This window comes from Dyella nitratireducens, from assembly GCF_014642835.1.
GTDB lineage: Bacteria > Pseudomonadota > Gammaproteobacteria > Xanthomonadales > Rhodanobacteraceae > Dyella_B > Dyella_B nitratireducens.
This window is the reverse complement of the sequence record NZ_BMJA01000001.1, coordinates 1,435,551-1,457,088: the sequence shown is the minus strand read 5'-3', so window position 1 is coordinate 1,457,088 and position 21,538 is coordinate 1,435,551. Positions and strand designations below refer to the sequence as shown.

Genomic DNA, 21,538 nt, shown 5'->3' with positions numbered 1-21,538 from the left:
CTTGGTCGAGGCATGAAGTTATCGGCCATGCCGCCCAAACCCTCGCACGGAAAGCCATGATGACGATCAAACTGGCTCTGGGTGTTGTGCTCGTCGCGCTATACCTGTTGGCTTGGGCGATGGCCGTCTTGCTTGGCCTGGAGTTAAGGCCACCGCGTTGGCGCGATCCCATGCCCTTACGCACGGATGGCGACGGCCATGCGAATAAGGGAACCAACACCCGTCAGACATTCAACGCCGAAGACGATGTGGATGGCGAAGGCGCGCGTCCGTCTTCCCTGCTTCCCTACCATCACCACAAGCCCGATCGAGCCTACCTGCTGCAGCTGAAATACGCCATGGAAATCGCCAATGAGGAGACGGTACGCAGATATGGGCCGTTGCCGCCCGGCGGGTTGCCGGTGCAGAAGAAGACCAAACCCAAGGTGCCTTATCGGGATTTTCAAGGAAACTTGGTGCGTGAACTACCGGCTATTGAGGAGAACGATGAGATGAAGATCAAGTGTATGGCGACAGTAGCAGCCATGGCCGTGGGAGCCGCGGCGTGTCATCCGCTGGCACCGGTGGAAGGAGCAAGCCATACGGGCAGCGCAAATTTGGAAGGCCAAGCGCAGAGTGCAAACAATCCAGCACCGCCTACGGGAAACGCAGCGAATCCGGCGTTCACCGATCTCAAACCAACGAACGGCTCCCTTGGACCTGAGTACAGAAAAATTGGTAATTTTGTCGACTTCAGAAAGAAGCTGCTTGCTGATGGCTGGCAACCCGTGGCGAACGCCGATTGCCACAATGCCTCGCTTGGTGCCGACGAGGACGGTAGCTTTTGCAAGATGGTCCCAGAGACCGCATGGGCTACAGGGACCGGGTATTACGTCCTGCGTTACGTCAAGAATGGTACGCCACTGGCTGTGACCATCTACGGTGACATACGAGATCTGAAAGAACCTGGCAAATGGGGGCTCGGCGTGTCCAGGTGGGAGTACACAACGACTGTTGACGATATCCCCATGGAATACGGTCACTAAATTTGAGTCAAGCCATGACCAACCCTTTGATGGAACTGATTAGTAGCGGTGAAGGTAATTACAACTCATATAATCGAGGAACCGATAAGAAAAATAATGTCCTTCCTGCCAATCAAGTATTTGAATTCACGAGTATGACTGTCGCTGAAATTCAGCGACACCAGAACCTGCCTCCTGGTCATCTGGACAGGGTTTTTGCTGTCGGGAAATATCAGCTTATTCCTATAGTATTGGCCGAAGGGGTAAAAAAGCTGGAAATTGATCCCTCCGAAAAATTCACTCCGGAATTGCAAGACAGACTTTTCAACGAATACATACTCCCCACGAAGCGTTCAAAAATTTACGCTTACATCACCAGTAAATCCGGCGCCAACCTACGTGGCGCACAAAAAGCTACTTGCTTGGAATGGGCCAGTGTGGAAGACCCTGATACGCCGGGGCATGTGTACGCGGAATACGAAAGATCTGGCAACAAAATGCATACCACTGCTGCCGAAGTAGCGGTTGCTCTGAACGAGATGCGCGCCGAATACCAAGCCAAGATGGACAAAGGGCTATCTGGCGAAGAAGCATGGCGAACCACGATGACGATGGGGCCTGGACAGTTCCAGCGCATTGCCAAGGCACAAGCAGAGCCTCATCGCATAGCAGGCAACGTTCTGCGCGAAGGCGATCGCGGCCCTGCTGTTGGTGAGCTGCAAGCGCGCCTGAATAACTTGGGTTACACCAATGCACAAGGCCGCCTTCTTACGGTAGATAACGACTTTGGTCGCGACACGCGTAGCGCCATCGAAGCCTTCCAACGCAATAACAATCTGACCGTAGACGGTATAGCCGGCCCAAACACAAGGGCTGTTTTGCAGGAAGCCACACGCGCGGCATCGATCGCCCCGGCCATGGCACCCACCATCGTCCCGGCAACGACTACCAAACCACCTGTGCTTACCTTCCCACAGATGGCGCCACCATCCGATCTTGATGTCGCCACCATTCGCACGCTTCAACAGCATTTGAATACGTTGCGCCTCGCCGATCATCGCGGTCAGATAGTGCCGGTCACGGGCATCTACGATGACGCCACCCGCAACGCCGTCACAGCGTTTCAGCAAACACAAGGTTTGCCAGGCACCGGCCTGGCCGATCCGGCCACCCGCGTCCTGATCGAAGCGCGTGCCACCATCGTGGAACTGCAGCAGAACGCGAACATGCATGCTATCCCTATGCGCGAAACATCGCTGCTTGAAGTACCCGTGCATGCGCCTGGTACGCCCTCGGTCATCGCGCAGAGCCAGCCATCGGTATCGACCACCATGGCACCGTCGCACGCTATTGCCTCGCCATCGCATGGCATGGGTCATCCGGCTTCGGTACCACCCGCACCGTCAGAACCGGTGGCTGCGCCAGCCATGAACCACGCTGTCGCGCCGAACCAGGATGCCTTTGCCGTCATCCAGGCACAACTGCGTGAGATGCAGCGGCAGGTGGAGGCCATGCACCATCAGCGTGAACAGGAGCGAACGAACGAAAGAGAGCAAGACCATGCGCGCACTGCGCCCGCTGAGCCGGTGCCGCACGCCGTCCATCCCCTGCACGTCGTACCTGCCGTAGATGGCATTACCCACAACATGGCAGCCATGACTCAAAGAGAGTCAGGATGGCCCGGAACCGATGCGGTCGATCCGCGCCACGCGAACCATCCTCTTAACGCGTTGTATAACGAACTGCAGACGCGCATCCCCGACGCCTCCGAAAAACGCCTGCTGCAGTTCACCACGGCGTGTCACACCCATCAGATCAGTGCCGAGAATCTTGGCCGCATCGATTTCAATCAGGAGGACGGAATCATCAGGTTCTGCCCATCGTGGCCGCCCGGGCCGGTCGCTACCTTGGACCTGAAAGAACCCGCGCCCGAGCCGCAGCAATGCATCGCGCACATCCAGCACTACGACCAGCAGCGGGTGCAGATGGTGGCTCAGATTCAGGCCCAGGTCGCACTCACCAACGCGCAAGGGCTGCAGGGGCCGGTGCTGGGCGGGCCTTCCCGCTGACGCCCGCACGTTACTACTGGGTTGAATCGCCGGTTTCTTTGCCCAAGAGGCGGCCGAATCGCGTCGATCCAGCGACCGATGACCAAGCGTGACGGACTGCAGGAAGCGGGGCGTGGGAGCGGCTGGCGTGACATGCACGTTGAGCCTGTCTGTCTTCGGGTCTTGTAGTCCAGATCAGTAGCCCGACAGGTATGTCTTGCAAGGTGAACAAAGCGCATCCGACAAGACAAGTCATCGTATCCATCTTACGGAGACGGAGTGGCCACGGCCATGCTTGCACTTTGTATTGGCAAACAGTGCGCCACGCCGGGGAACAAGTCATACATGGCGTGGCCTTGTTGGAGGGCAAGGAAAGCATGCGCAGCATCCAGATCGAAAAGACATTACAGGCCGATCGATGGTTGATCCACATGGTGGTGGTTATGGGGTACGCGCTGCTCTATTTGCCCTTGCGCGCTTTTTCCGAGAACCACTGGCCGGTCATCGCCGGATTTCGTATGGCGTGCCTGCTATTAGTGCCGTATCGCTACTGGGCGGCGTTGGCCGTGGGTGAAAGCGTGGTGATGATCCATCCCAATATGGCGTGCCTGGGGGAGTTTGGCATCACGTGGGTGGCGCTGATGTCTGTTCCGCGAATTGCGCTAGGCATGCCGATTGTTTGGTGGTTTCGGAGCCGCACGGCGCTGTTCCCCTCGCATCATCAGGTAAATATCAAGGTATTGCTATGTTGCGCCCTAAGCCTGTCGGTGCTTTGGGCCGCGATGAATAGTGTCACGTTATCAACGGTCCAATTGCCAACGGGGCCTTACCACGCCCCGTCTGGTACAGCCTTTATGTACGTCCTTGATAACTATCTAGCCATGCTTATCGTCGTACCGTGGGCTGTCATGGTCCGCACGCATCGTCGCGTGATGCCAGATAGGCTTTTATCCCTGCGCCAGATGGTTCGAAAGCCGGCATTCCGGCATGTATCGCTCACTGTTCTCGCCTTTACTGTGTTGACGTTCCTTCACGGCGTCGTTACCGATGTTGCCAAACCAGTCGTTTTGACAGCGCTGTTTCTACTAGTGGTTTGGTTGACGCTCAAGCACGGTTGGGTCTCCGTGCTGGGTGGGACATCTGCCCTTATTTGTATGCGCTTTTTATTGGATTGGCGGCCCGACCCAGCCATTCTTCAGATGCATGTGGTGATGGCCTTCGCTATCACTGGCCTTTACATGTTCGGCGCACACATTTCCTCGCAATGGCGGCAGCACGAACAGCTTCAGCGCGACGCCAAACAAACTCAGCATGTTGCGCAGAAGGCGCTGCTGTTTGGCGAGCAGCGCTTACAGCAGACCTCTCAATTTTTGGAGCAAGTAGCGGGCGTGGTGTGCATGGATTATGCGCGCGTGCTGCAGCGCTTCGTACCGGTGGAAGCGCGCGATGGCTATGACAAGGACTTTCTGGATGTTCCGAAACAGGTTCACTATGTCGCCGAAAGCATCCATCCCAGCGCATGGCGGGAACGTGGGCTAGCCGCCGCTCTGGAAGAGTCCATCGGCATGGCATTGCACGAAGCGGGTATCCGCTATTCCTGCGAAACGCCAGGGATAAGGCTTCGCTTCTTGAGCGAGGCATTGCAGGGCGTGATCTATCGCATGGCATGCGAAGCGGCAGTGCATATCAGTGCATCGCCCGCATGCATTGGTATCCACCTCACTTTGCGTATGGGACGTCGCCGTGGCGTTCCGTGGGTAGGCTTGCGCATGGATGGCATGCTGGAGGTCTCCCAAGTGGCTTATGGTCTTTTGCAAGCCAAGCAGCGTGAGCGCGTGGCACCCAAGTTGGGCGCCAGCGCGCGGCCTTTCGACGACTTGCGGCTGTTGGCTCGTTTGTTCGAGGGAGACATTCGCCGTCGCGCTACGGTATCGGGAATGCGGGTCACTGCACTGCTATGCGATACAGAATCGCGTGCGCAGCACGAAAGATCACGCATCAAGCCTCTCATTCGTCTATGGGTGGGTTGACGGTTTCGTTTATCAGAACGAGAGAGGCTGCTGGCTCACAATGCCTCCCCCTGAGCAATGTCTCGGATCGCCACACAGTGCCATCGCCATGATGCCAACGCTTCCGTCACTTTGTGGCACTGCCGTGACTGTCAGGCTGTCATCCCGATAGACCGCCTGCGTCAAGTCCGTCGGTGAAATGCCCGTAGTAACTGCAACGTTTTGCGCATCTGCGCCGATCGGCAGTGCAAACGTCACCCCCGCTGTCGTCGCGATAGCAGCGTGCACGTTGCCTTGAAGATCATTGATCTGAATGTACACAATGCCATCACGTTCAAATCGATAAACGTGGTAATGCGGGTTGGTGCTGACGTCGGATGCATTCGGCCATGCTTGCCCAAGTCCTGTTGCGGGTACGGCATTTTGCGCGGTGGCGACGGTGGTCATGCTCAGGGCGATGATGGTGGTCAGGATCGATTGACGAAGAAGCTTGCTGGAAAGATCAAACATGGCGCGTCCTTTGGATAGTGGAAGGATTCCCCGCGCTCAGAATGGATCAATATGCGAAAGCGGCAAAAGACGATTTTTCAGAAAGATTAGTCCTACTCTGTTGTAAGTCTTTGCCCTATTTGCACATCCTTTTCAGTAGGCGAGTATCACGAACGGGTTCGTGTTGCGCTTCGGTGCCGAGCGCAGACGCCGTAGTCACCCAAATCGCGCACGCAACTGAATCAACTTCGCCTGGTTGCTGCGGGCAATCTCACGAAAATCGCGGCTGATTTCTGGATGTGCAGCGACGCGTTCCCAGAACGCCGTCGCCCACACTGCTGCTTCCTGCCATGGGCTCAATACATCCGGCCGTGGCGGTGGTGGTTGATAGTCGCGCACCGGCAAACCTCCGCTGCTACCTGGGCGATAGAGCATGGGCAACATGTCATAGCTGGGGCAAGGTGTTAGTGGTACCGCATCGTCGAGAAAGAACGACAGATTGCCGAAGTGCATGTCGGTGTTGGCGATCATCTGTCCGAACCACCAAAGCCGCTGCACATACGTCACGGCGTCGTTCGTCAACCAGCCTTGGCGCTGCATGCGTTCCGCAGCGGCGGCCCAGTTGTCGCGCAGACCATCGTGCGCGTCGCTCCAGGCCGCTAGAGAAACCATGCCGCGACGTCCATGTGCGCCATGTCTGTCGAAACGCGTGGATTCCAGGCAGAGTCGTCCATCAGACCAGACCAGTGTGCTGCTTGCTGCGGGTAGCCCGTATTCCAGGAGCAGCTCGCTGGCGAGATGCTCGCTGATCAACAGATCGGCCCAACGCTGGCCTACCGGATTGGCATCCACCCGTTCTGAGAACTTCACAATGACGTGCCGTAGATCACCTTCCGCTGTTTCGACACAAGCGGTGAATTTCGGCTGCTCACCCGCCGCGGAAGAGCCGATTTGTTCACCGGCCAACGTGGCGTCGGCGAGCATGCCGTAGCGTTGTCTGCGCAAGGCCGAGGGTATCGGCGTGGGTGTGTTACTCAGCGCGTGCTTCAGGGCGGAGTCGCCCAATACAAAGTTACCCGGCGTATCTTCGCCACGCAGCAGTAGCGCCGTGAGGACGTCGTCGCCGTTCCAGCGCAAGATGTCATCGCCAAGGCCCAGATCTCGCGCGTAGCGTTGCGCAAACATGCGGCCGAGAAAGCCTTGCGGGCGTAGATCATTCAGGAACCACGGCAGGCCAGGAAACAGGCCATCACTGAATTCGTCACGTAACCAGTCCGGTGGTTCATGGGTATCCAGCCAGTACGCTTCATTGTTCAGCGCCACCAAATCGCCGAAATCCTGGGGTCGCCCCTTGCTGTCGACGCGGTACAGTGGCCAGCGGCTGCCGAAACCGCGTACCTCGCGCACGGCTGCATAACGAGAGCTGCGTGCTCGACCGATCTTGACCACTCTGTCTCCCGCCGCCGTGAGTAGTCGGGATACCGTGGGCTGACTGACGCCAAGCGCCGTCCCCAGCTCACGCGCCGTGGCTATTCGGCGCAGGCGCAGGGTGGTGAGTAAGCGGTCGGTATCGAGTTCGCGGGCGGCCATGTATGAATAGATACATGAATAGATACTTCATTTCAAGTTGTTTTAAATACATATAGTTATGATTATAGGTGATGCATAATTGAATAGATAATTTGCCATTACTTGCGACGGGTCGGTAGCGAGCCGTGCCAGCAGGATCGGCATAAGGCCAATCCTGCCGGCGCGATAGGGTTACCGGCTCAATCGAGCAGCCATTGCTGTGGCGCCAACCCGTTATCGGTCCAGATCTGCAGCTGCGTGCCGTGGGTGGTGGAGCCGCCGGTGTCGTCCAGCATCAGCGAGCCGGACGCCTGGTTCATCAGCTTGTAGGTGCCGTTGCCCAGGTCCATGAACAGCCATGCCTGGTTTGCGTTGCCCACGCAGCCCCACAAAGTAACCAGGTTGCCGGGTGTGGTACTGCCGCCGGTGTTGTCCACGCATAGGCCGGAGTATTGGTTCTGGATGCTGTACCAGCCACCCCCTTCGGCGTGCACGGTCCAGTTTTGGACGGCTAGCGCGTTGCAGTCCCACAGTTCCGCACTGGTGCCGTTGGTGGTGCCCCAACCGGTGTCGTCCAGGCACAACGAGGTGTTTTGCATGTTGTGGAACACATGCGTCGATCCATCGGCAGGCAGGTTGTTCCAGGACTCGCTGCCGTAGTACGTGATGCAGCCGCCGTTGTTGTAATCCGAGGCCAATTCGAGAATGTTCGAGCCGTCTGTTGCCGGCAGCAACGCCGACGAATAGTTCGGGCAATAGTTGTTGTACGCGGTGGGAACTTGCACGGGCGACGTGATGGTGTACCAGTTGCCTGCGCCATCGACATTGGTGTTCACGAACAGTACCTGGCCGTTGGAGTTCGACACGCTGCCGCTGGATTCGTACATCACCTGCCCAACCAGCAGGATCGCACCATTGCTGGAAATCACCGATGGGCTCCACACGTTCACCGGCGCATGCTCCAGATATTGGCCGCTGGCGGTGGCGATTTTGGTGCCTGTATTGGTCGGGTCACCAAAATTCCAGCCATCGGTCGATGTGCGGTAGAACACCGTGCACGCAGCGGGGCCGCACAGCTCATAGCTCATGAAGAAATGGCCGTCCGGCAGCTTGCTGACCGTGGCCATGCCGGGACGATCGGATTGAACAGTGCTGGCTACCGTGTTGGTTTCGTCTTGCCAAGTTTGCCCGTCGTACGTGCGGATCTGCGCGAGCTTCTGACTGCAGCACGAATCGGTCTCGTCAGACCAGAACATCACCAGCCCACCATCGTTGGCGACTTCAAACTCCGGTTCCCACAATCCATGCGAACTGTCGCCGCGTTGCACGGGCGTACTGTGATAGCTCCAGGAAACGCCCTGGTTGGTGCTGGTATATACCTCGATCGCCGGTGTGCCGTTCACCGTGTAGGTGGCGGCAAACATCAGCGTCCCAGCAGCAAGAGCACCGACCTGTTGAGGGAGTTCATACAGTGTCGCGCAGCAGTATTCGGAGCTGCCGCTGATCGCTGGCACCGGACCGATCAGGTTCCAGCTTGCGCCATTGTTAGTACTTTGAAAAATGATGCCGTTGGTACTTGCCACCAGCATGCCGTTGAAGCCCGCATTGTGTTGCAAGCGAACGACGCGTGGGTAAAGCGTACTGCCGGTCAACAAGGTGCCAGTGGCGGCGTATGCGGGCCGTGCGCTCATGACGAGCAACACGGCGAGCATCAGCAGGCACAAGGAACTCCAAGCCGACCAAAGCTTCGGGTGCTTCATAAACCATCTCCTGTGTCGCGTCAGCGACAACGTGATGTGTTGAAGAAAAAGCCGAATAGTCGTTCTTGTTGTGTTGTAACCGGCCGGCATCGCGCCGGCCGGGAGTTCCCCTCTACGAAGATGTAGAGCTACTGCTGGATCACTACTACTGAATCAACGGCCGATATCGCGCAGCCGTTTGCCGCTCATCAAGTTCCGCTCGATCTGCTCCAGCGTGATGCCTTTGGTTTCCGGCACCAGCCAGAGCGTGAGCACGATGAACACCGCGTTGAAGGCGGCGTACAGCCAGAACGTTGACGCATTGCCGATGCCATTGAGCAGGCTCAAGAAGGACACGCCCACCAACCAATTGGCTGCCCAATTGGTAAAGGTGGAGCAGCCGATCCCGAAGTCGCGGCCCTTGAGTGGCTGGATCTCCGAGCACAGCGTCCAGATCAGTGGGCCGGCGGACATCGCGAAGCCCACAATGAAGAGCAACAGCATGCCCACGGTGAAGGTCTGCTCGCTGTGCGTATGGATGCCCAGGTGCATCATCGTGCCGACCACGCCCAGGCCCAGCGTCATCACCACGAAGCCGACGTATAGGATCGGCTTGCGGCCCAGTTTGTCCACCAGGCCAATCGCGATGAAGGTGGCCAATACGTTGACGAGGTCGACGATCACCGTAAACCACATCTGCGCTTCGGTGGCATAGCCCATGCTCTCGAAGATGCGCGGGGCGTAGTACATCACTACGTTCATGCCGGTGAGCTGCTGCATGATCTGCAACAGCACCCCCAGGCCCACCGAGCGGCGGAAGTTTGCGTTCTGGAAGAACATGTGCACGCCGCGCTGTGGCGTTTTCAGCTGCTCGCGGATGTCGCCGATCTCGCGGGCAATGGCGTCGTTGCTGCCGAGCAGCCGGTGCAGCACCTGTTCGGCCTCGGGCTGGCGATTGCGCATCATCAGCCAGCGCGGGCTTTCCGGTAGGAAGGCCACGCCGAGCAGGAACAGCGCGCCAGGGATCGCGATGATACCCAGCATCCAGCGCCAATTGCCGGTGTAGCTCAGCGCGGCGTTAGACAGTGCCGCGACGAGGATGCCGGTGGTGATCATCAACTGGTACAGCGAGATCATGGCGCCGCGGATCGATTCGGGTGCGATTTCAGCCAAATAGAGCGGTGCGGTGAAACTGGCAATGCCGATCGCCAAGCCGAGCACAAAGCGGCCCGCGATCAGCACACCGGGTGTCCACGCCAAACCGCACAGCACTGATCCGGCCACAAACAACACCGCCCCAAGAATCAGCGAGCGCTTGCGGCCAAGCTGGCTGGACAACCAGCCGGCGCCGAGCGCGCCCAGCGCAGCGCCAGCCATCATGATCGAGACAATCCATTCGATGGTGCTGTCGTCGATCTTGAAATCCTTCTGAATGAACTGCTGCGCGCCGGCGATGACGCCGATGTCCAGTCCGAACATTAGTCCGGCCAGTGCTGCGAGCACGCAGGTGAAAATGGCGGTTGTTTTGCCGTGCGCATGTGTCGTTGCTGGTGTTGAGACGGCACTCATGAATGACTCCCCGGTCGGTCGCGTCGTGCGGACGTTTTCATCCTCTTCACGGCGCATAGAAAAAGCCGGCTCATATAGGCCGGCCGGTAAAACGTGGTTCGGGCATGCCGGTGAAGGGCACCTCGATGGCGAACAGGCCACCGGCATGCGGTTCTTTCGCCAGCGCCTCGGCGGAAAGTCCGTCGCGGGCACTGGTGATGTATAGCATGTTCAATCGTTCGCCGCCGAAGGCGGCGCGCGTCGGCTGGCTGGCTGGCACGCTGATGACGAGGTCTTGCTTGCCGTCGGGCGTGTAACGCACCACGCGGCCGGAGCCCCATTCCGCGTTCCACAGGCCGCCTTCGCTGTCTACCGCCGAGCCGTCCGGCTCGCCTTGCTGTTGCGTCAGGTCGATGTGCAGGCGCACATCCGCCACGCTGTCGCCATAGCTGCAGCGATGCACGAGGCGCTTCCACGAATCGCAGTAATACATGGTGGCGCCATCGGGACTGAAGGCGATGCTATTGCTGATCGCGACCGATCCAAGTGGCAGTTGCTCCAGCCTCAGATCTTTGTGCAGCCGATAGAAAGCGCCGGCGGCACGCCGTGCTTCACCATCCATGGGTTCATGCAGCGTGCCGAATACGAAGCGCCCTTGGCGATCGCAGGCGCCGTCGTTGAGGCGCGTCGGCAGGCCGGCTTCAACGTCGGCAATACGGATCAATTGGTCGCTTTCTTGGTGAAAGAACGCCAGTCCGCTTTCCAGTCCAAGCAGTAGCCAGCCATCGTCTTCGCACAGGGCGAACGAGGCCAGGCGCTCAGGCATCGGCCAGCGGCGTGTACTGCCGTCGGCAGGGCGATAGCACCACAGTACGGAAGCATGGATGTCCGTCCAGTACAGCGACTGGCTGCGCGTGCACCAGACCACGCCCTCGCCGAGCGTGTTTTGTGCATTCAACACCAGCGAAGCTTGCAAGCTCATGCCCATCCACCGTCGACAAAGAAGTCGTGGCCTGTACACATGCGGCTGTCGTCAGCAGCCAGAAACAAGGCTGCGCGGGCGAGATCATCCTTGCCGAGGTAGCCGGGCATGCATTGCTTGCGGTTGATTTCTTCCTTGCCGGCTTCATCCAGCCACAGCTCGCGCTGCTTGTCGGTAATCACCCAGCCAGGCACCAGGGCGTTGATGCGGATCTGATCCTTGCCCAGTTCGCGCGCCAAACCATTGATCAGGCCACGCACGGCGGACTTCGCCATCGCGTACATGGGGTAGCCCGCGTTCTTGATCATCCAGCCGGTGGAACCCAGGCAGATGACGGAGCCACCACCTAGCTCACGCATGCCCGGCACGACCGCCTGCGTCGCGAAGTACTGATGGCGCAGATTGACGGCGATGCTTTGCTCGAACTCTTCCGGCGTCGTGTCCTGCAGCTGGTGACGGCGATCATTGGCGGCATTGTTGATCAACACGCTGAAAGTCCCAACGCTTTGACTTGCGCTGGCAATCGCCTGGCGCAGTGCTGCGATGTCGGTGACGTCACAGCGCTGGAACTGCGGGGCATGACGTACATCCGGCAGCGAGGTGATCAGTGCGGTCGCACTGGTTTCGTCGATATCGAAAAACGCTACGCGAGCACCCTGTTGCGCGAAGTGCGCAACGAACGCGGCGCCAATGCCTGTCGCACCGCCGGTAATCAGTACCGAGCGGTCGACCAGGCTGGGGTAGGTGGCAAACATGGGAGGCATGGATCTTGAGGACCTTACCATTCAGCCACGCTGCCGTCGCTATGACGCCAGATCGGATTGCGCCAGCGATGGCCGACAGCGGCGCGCTCTGCAACGTAGGCCTCGTTCACCTCCACACCGAGGCCGGGACCGCTCGGCATCGAGACGAAGCCGTTCTCATACGCGAACACGCTGCGGTCGGTGATGTAGTCGAGCAGGTCGTTGGTGGCGTTGTAGTGGATGCCCAGGCTCTGCTCCTGGATGAAGGCGTTGTGGCACATCGCATCCAACTGCAGGTTGGCGGCCAGTGCGATCGGACCCAGCGGGCAATGCAGTGCCAATGCCACGTCGTGGGCCTCGGCCATCATCGCAATTTTGCGTGTTTCCGTGATGCCGCCCGAGTGCGAAGGGTCAGGCTGAATGATGTCCACGCCGCCGGTGGCAAACACGCGCTTGAAGTCATAACGCGAATACAGGCGTTCGCCCAGCGCGATCGGCGCAGGCGAGATGCTGGCCAGTTCCGGAATGCATTCCAGATGATCGGAAAGTACCGGCTCCTCGATAAACATCAGCTTGAACGGCGTCAGCTCGCGCATCAGTACCTTCGCCATCGGTTTGTGCACGCGGCCGTGGAAATCGATGCCCAGGCCGATATCCGGCCCTACTGCGTCGCGCACGGCCTGCACGTTTTCCAGTACACGCTGCACTTTTGCATGCGTGTCGACGAAATGCATTTCCTCGGTGGCATTCATCTTTACGGCGGTAAACCCACGCGCCACGGCCTCCTTCGCCGCCTTCGCGGTGTCTGACGGGCGATCGCCACCAATCCACGAATACACGCGGATGCGATCGCGCACCGGTCCACCGAACAATGCATGCACGGGCACGCCCAGATGCTTGCCCTTGATGTCCCACAGCGCCTGGTCGATACCGGCGATGGCACTCATCAGAATCGGGCCGCCGCGATAGAAGCCGCCGCGGTACATCACATTCCAATGATCTTCGATATGGCGCGGATCCTTGCCGATGAGGTAGTCGGAGAGTTCGTCGACCGCCGCGGCAACCGTATGTGCGCGGCCTTCCACGACCGGCTCGCCCCAGCCGCTGATGCCTTCATCCGTATCGATGCGTACGAACAGCCAGCGCGGCGGAACGAGGAAGGTGGTGAGACGAGTGATCTTCATGCGGGATTTCCTTGGGAATTTGTTTTCCAGGCTTGAGCGAAGGCGTGGGCGCGACGACCGACGTCGTTCGCATCACGGCCGGGTGCGTAGAGCGCGGAGCCGAGGCCGAAGCCGTTGGCGCCTGCAGCGATATAAGGAGCCATGTTTTCAGGCGTGATGCCGCCAACCGGCAGCATCGGCAGGTCGCGCGGCATCACTGCGCGCCATGCCTTGAGTATCGGCGGCGTCAGCAGTTCGGCGGGGAACAGCTTGATCGCATCGGCGCCAGCCTGGATGGCCGCAAATGCTTCGGTCGGGGTGGCTACGCCAGGCACGCAATACAGGCCGGCACGCTTGGCCGCCGTGATCACGCGCGTATCGGCATGCGGCATCACAATCAGTTTTCCGCCTGCGACGGCCACTTCCGTCACCTGCTCAGGCTGCAGCACGGTACCGGCGCCGATCAGGCAGCGCTCGCCCAGTGCTTCCGATAACAAGCGAATGCTGTCCATCGGCTGTGGCGAATTAAGCGGCACCTCGATCACGCGGAATCCCGCGTCGACAAGCGCATGACCAACGGCGAGCGCCTCCTCCGGTCGAATGCCGCGAAGAATCGCTACCAAGGGAAGGGAATCGAGCCACGCGCGAATCATGGTGTTACTCCAGAAAAAGAATGAAGCTTGGCCTTGGTCAGTAATCCCGCGGCGGAAGCCAGCTGCCACAGCCCTTGCGCGGCGGCGTTATCAATCACGGCTGGCGATGCGTAGTCGAAGTGTTGTGCTGCCAGCGCATAGCGCTCGCACAGCGACGTGTCGCCGATCAGGCACAGAGGCGTAACGCCGCCGTTGTCACGCAAGCGGGCGAGGCGGAATTCTTCGCCGATCAGCAAACCGGAGAGAAAGTCCGGCACGTGTACGGGCGACAATTCGCCGGCCAGCATCAATGCGCGCGTCGAAAACAGACGGCTGAAAATGCCTTCGGCACCGCTTTCCCGGGCAACAAGCACGCCGCGTACAAAGGCTTCGGCCCAAAAAGGCTGCGCGGGATCGGAAGGAAGGCCCGCGCCAAGAATGGAGTGCTTGATCAGCAACGCATAGATCTCGCCAGTCATGACTGTATCGAAGGCGGTGATGCGGCCGTCGACGACCGTGGCCCACTTGCTGTGCGTGCCGGGCAGCACGAAGCGCATGTTGACCTCATGCTGCGGCTGCTGCGCGAGCGCGCCGATGATCTGCGTTTCTTCGCCACGCATGACGTCGGCCGGCTGACGCCGTTGCAGACCTGGCGCAATCCATAGCTCATGGCTGCCGCAACCATCCACACGCAGCATGCCGTGCGCGATGCTCGCTGCGTCGGCCGGTAGTGCCACATAAGGCACTTCGCGCCAGCCCTGGCGGCTGCCGATCATGCCGGCGGCCATCGCCACGCAGGCTGGCCAGTCGGCCGTAATGGCCTGCAACGCGCCGGCGAACCCTCCCTCCGGCACGTTCCGGATACCCCAGCTCTGCTGGCGGGAGGCCACTACCTTGCCGTCGGCATCATATAAATAGGCACGCAGGCTGCTGGTGCCCCAATCCAGTCCGATCAGTTGCACATCGGTGCTCATGCGGACTTCCTTGTGCGGCGCTTGCCGGTCATGTTGGCGCGTGAATCGACAATCATCTGTTGCATTGCACGGCGCGCCGCTTCGGGCTGGCGCCGCCGGATCGCGTCGAATACCTGGCGGTGATAGGGCAGGGAGTATTTGAAGTCGCCACTCTTGCGCGCGGACTGCACAAAGAAGGAACCCAAGGCGGTTTCCACGACGGAGAACAGGGAGCTCATCAACTCGTTGTTGGTGGCGACCAGTACGGCCTCGTGAAATTGCAGGTCCGCTTCGGCCCATTCATCACTATTGCGCGCGGCCTCCATGGCGCGATAAGCCAGCTCGATCTGCTTCAGCTGGGTGGTGTCACAACGGCGTGCGGCAAAGGCTGCTGCGGCAGGTTCGAAGATTTCGCGCATCTGCACCAGCTTCTGTACGAAGTCGGCGGGCGGCATCGAGGCGCAGCGCCAGGCCAGCACGTCGGCATCGAGCTGGTGCCAGTAACGCTCTTCGCGCACGCGCGTACCCACTTTGGGGCGCGCCTCGACCAGGCCTTTGGCGGACAACACGCGCATTGCTTCACGCAGCGCCGTACGGCTCACTGCCATCTGCTCGGCCAGTGTCTCCTCGCGGGGCAGAACGTCGCCCGGCCTTAGCTGGCCGCTCACGATCCGTACCCCCAGTTCCTGGGTGACGTGGCCGTGTAGATTTCGGGCGTTTGCGACTCTCATCGGCGCTCTGATTGGGTGATGGAAAAGAGATGAACGTGCTGCATTGCGAAAGTGCTGGAGCGTACGGTTGGTCGATGGCGAGTGTTGGTGCGTCGTGCAACGGATGCTTTGTTTGTCACGTCGCTGGCTTATAACACTCGCTTTTTCAACACCGTCGACACCACCCTCCACCCCATGCGAACCACCACGATCATGCCCCAGTTCTGCTTGCTCGATGACCATGCTGCAGCGCGTAAAGCCCAGACGGCCATGCGTCTATATAATCATACAATATGCTCAGAAGCGACAGGGCATATGGCCGTCCGGTTTCATAGATTTCGTAAGGGGATTTGCTTGAAATCTGTAACGCTGCTCCGTTCCATCTTCACGGCAAGCCTGCTGATCCCGCTTGCCGCGACAGCCGGTCAGGCCACCCGGGAGTCTTTCGGGCATACGGCGGATGGGCAGAATGTGGACATCGTGACGCTTACCAATAGTCACGGCATGCGCGCACGCGTCATGAGCTACGGTGCGTCGTTGCAGTCTTTGTTGGTGCCGGATCGCAGCGGCAAGCTGGTCGACGTCGTGCTCGGCTATGACACGCTGCAGGGTTATCTCGATCGGCGCCAGTATCTCGGTGCGACCGTCGGCCGCTATGCGAACCGCATCGCGCACGGGAAATTCACGCTGGACGGCAAAACCTACAGTCTCACCTTGAATGACGGCACCAATTCGCTGCACGGCGGCACGAAAGGCTTCGACATGCAGGTGTGGAAAGTGCTCGACGTGAAGTCGGGTCCCACGCCAAGCGTGACGATGGAATACGTCAGTCCCGATGGCGACCAGGGTTATCCGGGCACGCTGACGGTGAAGGCTACTTACATGTTGAGCGATGACAATCAGCTCAAGATTGCCTACGTCGCGACTACCGACAAGCCGACCATCGTCAATCTTTCCAATCATACGTATTGGAATCTGGGTGGCGAAGGCTCCGGGTCCGTGATGGATCAAACATTGATGATTCCCGGCAACGACATCACGCCGGTGAGCGACGCTGCGTCGATTCCAACCGGGGAAATCGCTTCCGTTGCTGGTACGCCTTACGACTTCCGCGTCGCCAAGCCGATCGGTCGCGACATCCGTGATGGCCGTTCGCAGCAGTTGCTGTTCGGCAAGGGCTACGACATGAACTGGGTGCTCAGCCGCAAGGAAATCGAGCCACGTGTGGTGGCGCGTGTGGAAGATCCGCATTCCGGCCGCGTGATGACCGTCTGGTCGAGCAAGCCGGGTTTGCAGTTCTATTCGGGCAATTTCCTGGATGGCACCACGGTGGGCAAGGACCACCACATTTATCGCCAGGGTGACGCCTTCGTGCTGGAGCCACAGCTGTTTCCGGATACGCCGAATCATGCGGATTTCGGATCAGCGCGGCTGGCGCCGGGTGACATCTACAAGAACGTGATCGTCTACCGTTTCGGCATCGACCAGGCCGCGAAGTAATAACACTTGGTCGAGCCGTCACGATAAGGAAGCCGTACCGCGCAGGAGCGCTGCAATACCTATAAACAACCCACCTTGTACGCAGGGTAGGGATAAAAAAGATTCAAGGGTGGATGTGACAATGAAGAACACACGATGGGCAGGGTGCCTTGCACTGGCGCTGCTGCTTGGTGTTTCCGTGGCGCACGCCGCGGACACCGAACGCTGGACGGCGGCACAGGCCAACGCCTGGTATGCGAAGCAGCGTTGGCCGGTTGGCAGCAACTACATTCCTTCCAACGCGATCAACGAGTTGGAAATGTGGCAGACCGCCACGTTCGATCCGGCGCGTATCGACCAGGAGCTCGGGTGGGCGCAAGGCTTGGGCATGAACACCATGCGCGTGTTTCTGCACAACCTGCTGTGGGATCAGGACCGCGAAGGTTTCAAGAAGCGCATCGATACGTTCCTGACGATTGCCGCCAAGCATCACATCAAGCCGGTCTTCGTGTTGTTCGATTCGTGCTGGGATCCCGATCCCGTGCTGGGCCCGCAGCATCCGCCGATTCCCGGCGTGCACAACTCCGGGTGGATGCAGGCGCCAGGCACCAAGGTGCTGGATGATACGTCGCAGTACCCGCAGCTCGAAGCCTATGTGAAAGACGTCGTCGGCAGTTTCGCCAAAGACGATCGCGTCCTTGCGTGGGATGTGTGGAACGAACCGGACAATGACGGTGGCGGTAACTACGCGGCCGAAGAGCCCAAGGACAAATTCCAGCGCGTGGCGCAGCTGTTGCCGCAGGTATTTGCCTGGGCGCGCAGCGTGCATCCGGTGCAACCTCTGACCAGTGGCGTGTGGCATGACGATGATTGGTCGAAGTTGTCTGAGCTCAATGCGATCGAGAAGACGCAACTGACGCAATCGGACGTCATCACGTTTCACAATTACGGATTTCCGGAAGATTTCCTGCGCCGCGTGCAGCAACTGCGCACGTATGGACGTCCGATGATCTGCACGGAATACATGGCGCGCAGCGCGGGTTCTACCGTCGACAGCGTGCTACCGGTAGGCAAAAAGCTCGACGTCGGCATGATCAACTGGGGCTTTGTCTCCGGCAAGACGCAGACGATTTTCCCGTGGGATTCCTGGCAGAAACCGTACACGCTGCAACCGCCGGTGATCTGGTTCCACGATCTTCTGAATCCGGATGGCACGCCCTATCGCGAGCGTGAAGCTGCGATCTTCCGTGCCTTGAGCGCTGCGCCCAAAGGTGTGGTGCCTGCTGATGCGGCGATGCTTCCCATCACGGCAGACACTCGCGCCGTGAACGCGATGCACTGACTTTTTTACTGCGAAGGCCGCAGGGTGGCGGCCTTTTGTCTGGCTGGATGCTGCTGATCATATAGTAGTACTAATAATGAATTTAGCCTTGTAAACAACATTTCGACATCCATGAATGGCTGCGTGCAAGGCGGGCATTCAAGTCGAAAGGGGAGAGACCATGAAGCGCAATACCACCATCACCTTGACCATGACCTTGCTGGCAGTCGCCATCGCATCGTCGCTAGCTACCGCACACGCAGACACCACGGCGGCCCAGCCTGCGACCGTCAGCCAGCCGGCAAACGGCGCGCAGACCACTGACACGTCATCGCCGGACAATACGAAAAGCACCAAGAATCAAAAGAAGAAAGACCAGAACGTCGCCGCTACCCTCTCTACCGTGGTGGTGACACCGCTGCGTTCGAGTCTTGGTTCCGCGGCAGAAGTCAAACAGGATTCGGACAACATCGTCGACTCGATCGTGTCGGAAGATATCGGCAAGTTGCCCGACAACAGCGTGGCCGATGCCCTGCAGCGCATCACCGGCGTGCAGGTCGCGCAAGGTTTCCAGGGTGAAACCAGCAGCGTCGTGGTGCGTGGCTTGCCGAACGTGGTAACCACGTTGAATGGGCGCGAAATCGTCAGCGGCGTCGGTCGCCAATATGCATTCCAGAATTTGCCGGCTACGGCGGTGAAGTCGGTGCAGGTATACAAGACCAGCGACGCCAGCTTGCCTGCCGGCGGTATCGCGGGGCTGGTGGACATGCAGCTGTATCGTCCGTTCGATTTCAAGGGCCCGGAAGTTGCCGGCACGATCACCGGCATCAACAGTGCCGATGCTGGGCGCACCGATGGTACGGCCAGCGTGTTGCTCAGCGATCGTTGGAAAACCGCATGGGGCGATTTTGGCGCCTTGGTCAACGGCAGCATCATCACACAGCATTATGACTACAAGGCGGTGTGGGGCGATTTCCCGCGCCTGCTCACCGATGCGCAGGGCAATCCCCTGCGTAGTCCGTCGGGCACGCTGGTCGAAGTGCCGAACGGTTTCGGTGCCGACTACAACCTGGGTTACCGCCGTCGCCCGGAGATGAACTACGCGTTGCAATGGGCGCCCAACGATCACACGGAAGTCTATGCCGAGGGCCTGTATGACTGGGACCACGACAGCTACAGCCAGCCGTTCTTCTTCACCTTCCCCACGGGCGTGGTGACGCCGAGTTCCTACACCGTTGGCAATCATTGCTATCCGGATCAACTCGCCGGCCAGTACCACGGCCAGACGATCTGCGATGCCACCAGCGCCACCTGGAGCGGCAACAGCTATGCGGCGACCAGCACGCAGGCGCATGCGCAGCATGGCCACGATATTCAGAACGCGATCGGTGCGAAGTGGCACAACGACGTGCTGAGCCTGTCGACCGAACTCTCGTCGACGCTCAGCTCGTTCATGGATAACACGTTCATTGTCGACACGTTTCTTAAGGGGCCGATCACCACGGTATGGACCGGCACCGCCGGCAATCGCCAGAACTGGTCACTGCTTGGCAGCCCGCAGAACGATGCCTCCAATTACTACTTGAACGGCCTGTTCCAGAACTGGTCTGTGCAACGCGGCAAGGAGCTGGATTGGCGCGCCGATGGTGTCTACACCTTCGATTCGGGTTTCTTCCAGAACCTGCAGTTTGGCGTACGGGCCGATGATCACCGTGCGAGCTACGAAGGCAGCGTGCAGATATCGATTCCGCCGCCGGGAGGTACTGGCGCGATTGCGCTTGATCCCAATCCGGCCAACCAGGTGCTGGCGCGCTTTCCCGCCAATTACTTCTGCGCCATGCCCAGCTCGTCGGCACTGCCTGGCGGCTGGTTGAGCGGTTGCTATAACTATCTGGTCGGCAACGCGAACGCCATCCGTGCCTTGTACGGCACCAACGAGGGACTGCAGCCGATCGATCCGGGCCGTTTCTACAACATCGATGAGAAGGACTTCGCCGGCTATCTGCAAACGGCCTATGCCACCACGGTGTTCGGCATGCCGTTGGATGGCCTGATCGGCGTACGCATCGAAGACATCAACCGCAATCTGAGCGCGTATTCGTACAACAGCTCTACCAACGTCTACTCGCCATTGGCCTTGTCGACCAGTGCGCCGGTGTACTTGCCGAACGTAAGTGCGGTGCTGCACATCACCGACGCGTTGCAGGCACGCTTTGTGGCTGCCAAGACGGTGACCTATCCGAACTTCGGCGACCTCAATCCGTCGATGTCGCTCAATCCCGGCACCATCAATCGTGCCGGCAACGGCAGCAGCGGTAATGCCTACCTGACGCCGATCAAGTCCAACAACTACGACATGTCCCTGGAGTGGTACTTCGCACCTGGCAGCTACGCCAGTGCGGGTGCGTTCTACCGCAACATCAAGGGTTACGTGCAGAGCTACGTCACCGATGAGGTGGTCGGCGGACAGCCTTACCAGATCAGCAGTCCGGAGAGCGCCGGCAATGGCTTCCTGGACGGTGTGGAGCTGGCCTACCAGCAGTTCTTCGATTTCCTGCCCGGGGCGTGGAACGGATTGGGTGTGCAGGTCAACTACACCTATATCAATGGCTCCACCAAGTCGCCGCAGTATCTGGGTGGCCCGATGGTGACTACGCCGCTGCAGAACGTATCCAAGCACAACGGCAATGCGGTGCTGATGTATGAGAAGTACGGCTGGTCGTTCCGTCTGGCCTATGACTATCGAAGCCGCTTTATCGATGGCTTCAATGCAGCGAATGTGGCCAGCGTCAATGACGAAATCGCACCGGCCAACCAGGTGGACCTGTCCATTGCGTACAACCTCAACGACCACAGCACGGTGGTGCTTGGCATGACCAACCTGCTGGGCGCCAACTTGCATGAATACTGGGGCGACGGCACGTCGCGTCCGCGCGATATCCGCTATCAGGATCGCACGGTGAACCTTGGTCTTCGTTTCAAGCTTTGAGGATGAGCTGATTGATTATGCGCAGCTGGCATGATGTTCAGAAAGCCCGCAGAGTGCGTCGGACGGCGCAGGGCAGACTGGCCGTCTGTTCAAGCCGTACGGCGCACTCTGCGGGCTTTCTGGACATTACCCATCGGGCTAGTGACAGCTACGCAGAATC

General features: G+C 59.3%; 16 protein-coding genes. 6 read left to right on the top strand and 10 right to left on the bottom strand.

All coding sequences use genetic code 11. The features are described from left to right. Positions 1-56 precede the first annotated feature (56 nt). The 3 genes from IEX75_RS06720 (at position 57) to IEX75_RS06710 (ending at position 5,082) form a co-directional block, all read left to right on the top strand. Positions 57-1,025, top strand: coding sequence for a hypothetical protein (locus IEX75_RS06720; protein WP_188793461.1), 969 nt, complete (start codon positions 57-59; stop codon positions 1,023-1,025). Positions 1,026-1,039: 14 nt separating this feature from the next. Beyond that, positions 1,040-3,073, top strand: coding sequence for a peptidoglycan-binding domain-containing protein (locus tag IEX75_RS06715; RefSeq protein WP_188793460.1), 2,034 nt, complete (start codon positions 1,040-1,042; stop codon positions 3,071-3,073). Positions 3,074-3,276: 203 nt separating this feature from the next. Beyond that, on the top strand, positions 3,277-5,082 hold the full coding sequence (locus tag IEX75_RS06710) for a hypothetical protein (protein ID WP_229720670.1): 1,806 nt from the start codon (positions 3,277-3,279) through the stop codon (positions 5,080-5,082). Positions 5,083-5,094: 12 nt separating this feature from the next. On the opposite strand, the gene IEX75_RS06705 is transcribed toward IEX75_RS06710, so the two are convergent. The 10 genes from IEX75_RS06705 to IEX75_RS06660 form a co-directional block, all read right to left on the bottom strand. Then, entirely contained in the window at positions 5,095-5,571 is a 477-nt protein-coding gene (locus IEX75_RS06705) for a hypothetical protein (RefSeq protein ID WP_188793458.1), read from the bottom strand. 195 nt (positions 5,572-5,766) lie between these two features. Further along, positions 5,767-7,140: a type II toxin-antitoxin system HipA family toxin YjjJ gene (gene yjjJ, locus IEX75_RS06700; protein WP_229720669.1), complete on the bottom strand. Its 1,374-nt coding sequence runs from the start codon at positions 7,138-7,140 to the stop codon at positions 5,767-5,769. 179 nt (positions 7,141-7,319) lie between these two features. Next, the gene (locus IEX75_RS06695; RefSeq protein WP_188793457.1) at positions 7,320-8,879 is read right to left on the bottom strand and encodes an RICIN domain-containing protein; all 1,560 of its coding nucleotides are present in this window, start codon (positions 8,877-8,879) and stop codon (positions 7,320-7,322) included. Between the two features lie 153 nt (positions 8,880-9,032). Then, complete coding sequence (locus tag IEX75_RS06690) at positions 9,033-10,427, bottom strand: sugar porter family MFS transporter (RefSeq protein ID WP_188793456.1); 1,395 nt, start codon at positions 10,425-10,427, stop codon at positions 9,033-9,035. A 70-nt stretch (positions 10,428-10,497) separates the two neighbouring features. Further along, entirely contained in the window at positions 10,498-11,388 is an 891-nt protein-coding gene (locus tag IEX75_RS06685) for an SMP-30/gluconolactonase/LRE family protein (RefSeq protein ID WP_188793455.1), read from the bottom strand. Beyond that, positions 11,385-12,143 (bottom strand): SDR family NAD(P)-dependent oxidoreductase, encoded by a 759-nt coding sequence (locus IEX75_RS06680; protein WP_308422106.1) that lies wholly within the window; start codon positions 12,141-12,143, stop codon positions 11,385-11,387. The genes IEX75_RS06685 and IEX75_RS06680 overlap by 4 nt, the downstream gene beginning before the upstream one ends. A 23-nt stretch (positions 12,144-12,166) precedes the next feature. Continuing rightward, the gene (gene dgoD / locus IEX75_RS06675; protein WP_188793453.1) at positions 12,167-13,315 is read right to left on the bottom strand and encodes a galactonate dehydratase; all 1,149 of its coding nucleotides are present in this window, start codon (positions 13,313-13,315) and stop codon (positions 12,167-12,169) included. Next, complete coding sequence (locus IEX75_RS06670; RefSeq protein ID WP_188793452.1) at positions 13,312-13,947, bottom strand: 2-dehydro-3-deoxy-6-phosphogalactonate aldolase; 636 nt, start codon at positions 13,945-13,947, stop codon at positions 13,312-13,314. The genes dgoD and IEX75_RS06670 overlap by 4 nt, the downstream gene beginning before the upstream one ends. Further along, entirely contained in the window at positions 13,944-14,900 is a 957-nt protein-coding gene (locus IEX75_RS06665; RefSeq protein ID WP_188793451.1) for a 2-dehydro-3-deoxygalactonokinase, read from the bottom strand. The genes IEX75_RS06670 and IEX75_RS06665 overlap by 4 nt, the downstream gene beginning before the upstream one ends. Further along, positions 14,897-15,832 (bottom strand): FadR/GntR family transcriptional regulator, encoded by a 936-nt coding sequence (locus tag IEX75_RS06660; RefSeq protein WP_229720668.1) that lies wholly within the window; start codon positions 15,830-15,832, stop codon positions 14,897-14,899. The genes IEX75_RS06665 and IEX75_RS06660 overlap by 4 nt, the downstream gene beginning before the upstream one ends. A 111-nt stretch (positions 15,833-15,943) precedes the next feature. On the opposite strand from IEX75_RS06660, the gene IEX75_RS06655 reads away from it, so the two are divergent. The 3 genes from IEX75_RS06655 to IEX75_RS06645 all read left to right on the top strand — a co-directional run bounded on the left by IEX75_RS06655 (position 15,944) and on the right by IEX75_RS06645 (position 21,378). Continuing rightward, positions 15,944-17,089: an aldose epimerase family protein gene (locus tag IEX75_RS06655; protein WP_229720667.1), complete on the top strand. Its 1,146-nt coding sequence runs from the start codon at positions 15,944-15,946 to the stop codon at positions 17,087-17,089. A 121-nt stretch (positions 17,090-17,210) separates the two neighbouring features. After that, entirely contained in the window at positions 17,211-18,410 is a 1,200-nt protein-coding gene (locus IEX75_RS06650; RefSeq protein ID WP_188793449.1) for a glycoside hydrolase 5 family protein, read from the top strand. A 160-nt stretch (positions 18,411-18,570) separates the two neighbouring features. Further along, a complete protein-coding gene (locus tag IEX75_RS06645) occupies positions 18,571-21,378 on the top strand; it encodes a TonB-dependent receptor (RefSeq protein WP_188793448.1) in 2,808 nt (935 codons plus the stop codon). Positions 21,379-21,538 lie beyond the last annotated feature (160 nt).

What these genes read in the sequence shown, in the direction of transcription:
- IEX75_RS06720 (WP_188793461.1), top strand. Translation starts at nt 57, where the DNA reads ATGATGACGATCAAACTGGCTCTGGGTGTTGTGCTCGTCGCGCTATAC.
- IEX75_RS06715 (WP_188793460.1), top strand. Translation starts at nt 1,040, where the DNA reads ATGACCAACCCTTTGATGGAACTGATTAGTAGCGGTGAAGGTAATTAC.
- IEX75_RS06705 (WP_188793458.1), bottom strand. Translation starts at nt 5,571, where the DNA reads ATGTTTGATCTTTCCAGCAAGCTTCTTCGTCAATCGATCCTGACCACC.
- yjjJ (WP_229720669.1), bottom strand. Translation starts at nt 7,140, where the DNA reads ATGGCCGCCCGCGAACTCGATACCGACCGCTTACTCACCACCCTGCGC.
- IEX75_RS06695 (WP_188793457.1), bottom strand. Translation starts at nt 8,879, where the DNA reads ATGAAGCACCCGAAGCTTTGGTCGGCTTGGAGTTCCTTGTGCCTGCTG.
- IEX75_RS06690 (WP_188793456.1), bottom strand. Translation starts at nt 10,427, where the DNA reads ATGAGTGCCGTCTCAACACCAGCAACGACACATGCGCACGGCAAAACA.
- IEX75_RS06685 (WP_188793455.1), bottom strand. Translation starts at nt 11,388, where the DNA reads ATGAGCTTGCAAGCTTCGCTGGTGTTGAATGCACAAAACACGCTCGGC.
- IEX75_RS06680 (WP_308422106.1), bottom strand. Translation starts at nt 12,143, where the DNA reads ATGTTTGCCACCTACCCCAGCCTGGTCGACCGCTCGGTACTGATTACC.
- dgoD (WP_188793453.1), bottom strand. Translation starts at nt 13,315, where the DNA reads ATGAAGATCACTCGTCTCACCACCTTCCTCGTTCCGCCGCGCTGGCTG.
- IEX75_RS06670 (WP_188793452.1), bottom strand. Translation starts at nt 13,947, where the DNA reads ATGATTCGCGCGTGGCTCGATTCCCTTCCCTTGGTAGCGATTCTTCGC.
- IEX75_RS06665 (WP_188793451.1), bottom strand. Translation starts at nt 14,900, where the DNA reads ATGAGCACCGATGTGCAACTGATCGGACTGGATTGGGGCACCAGCAGC.
- IEX75_RS06660 (WP_229720668.1), bottom strand. Translation starts at nt 15,832, where the DNA reads ATGGTCATCGAGCAAGCAGAACTGGGGCATGATCGTGGTGGTTCGCAT.
- IEX75_RS06650 (WP_188793449.1), top strand. Translation starts at nt 17,211, where the DNA reads ATGAAGAACACACGATGGGCAGGGTGCCTTGCACTGGCGCTGCTGCTT.
- IEX75_RS06645 (WP_188793448.1), top strand. Translation starts at nt 18,571, where the DNA reads ATGAAGCGCAATACCACCATCACCTTGACCATGACCTTGCTGGCAGTC.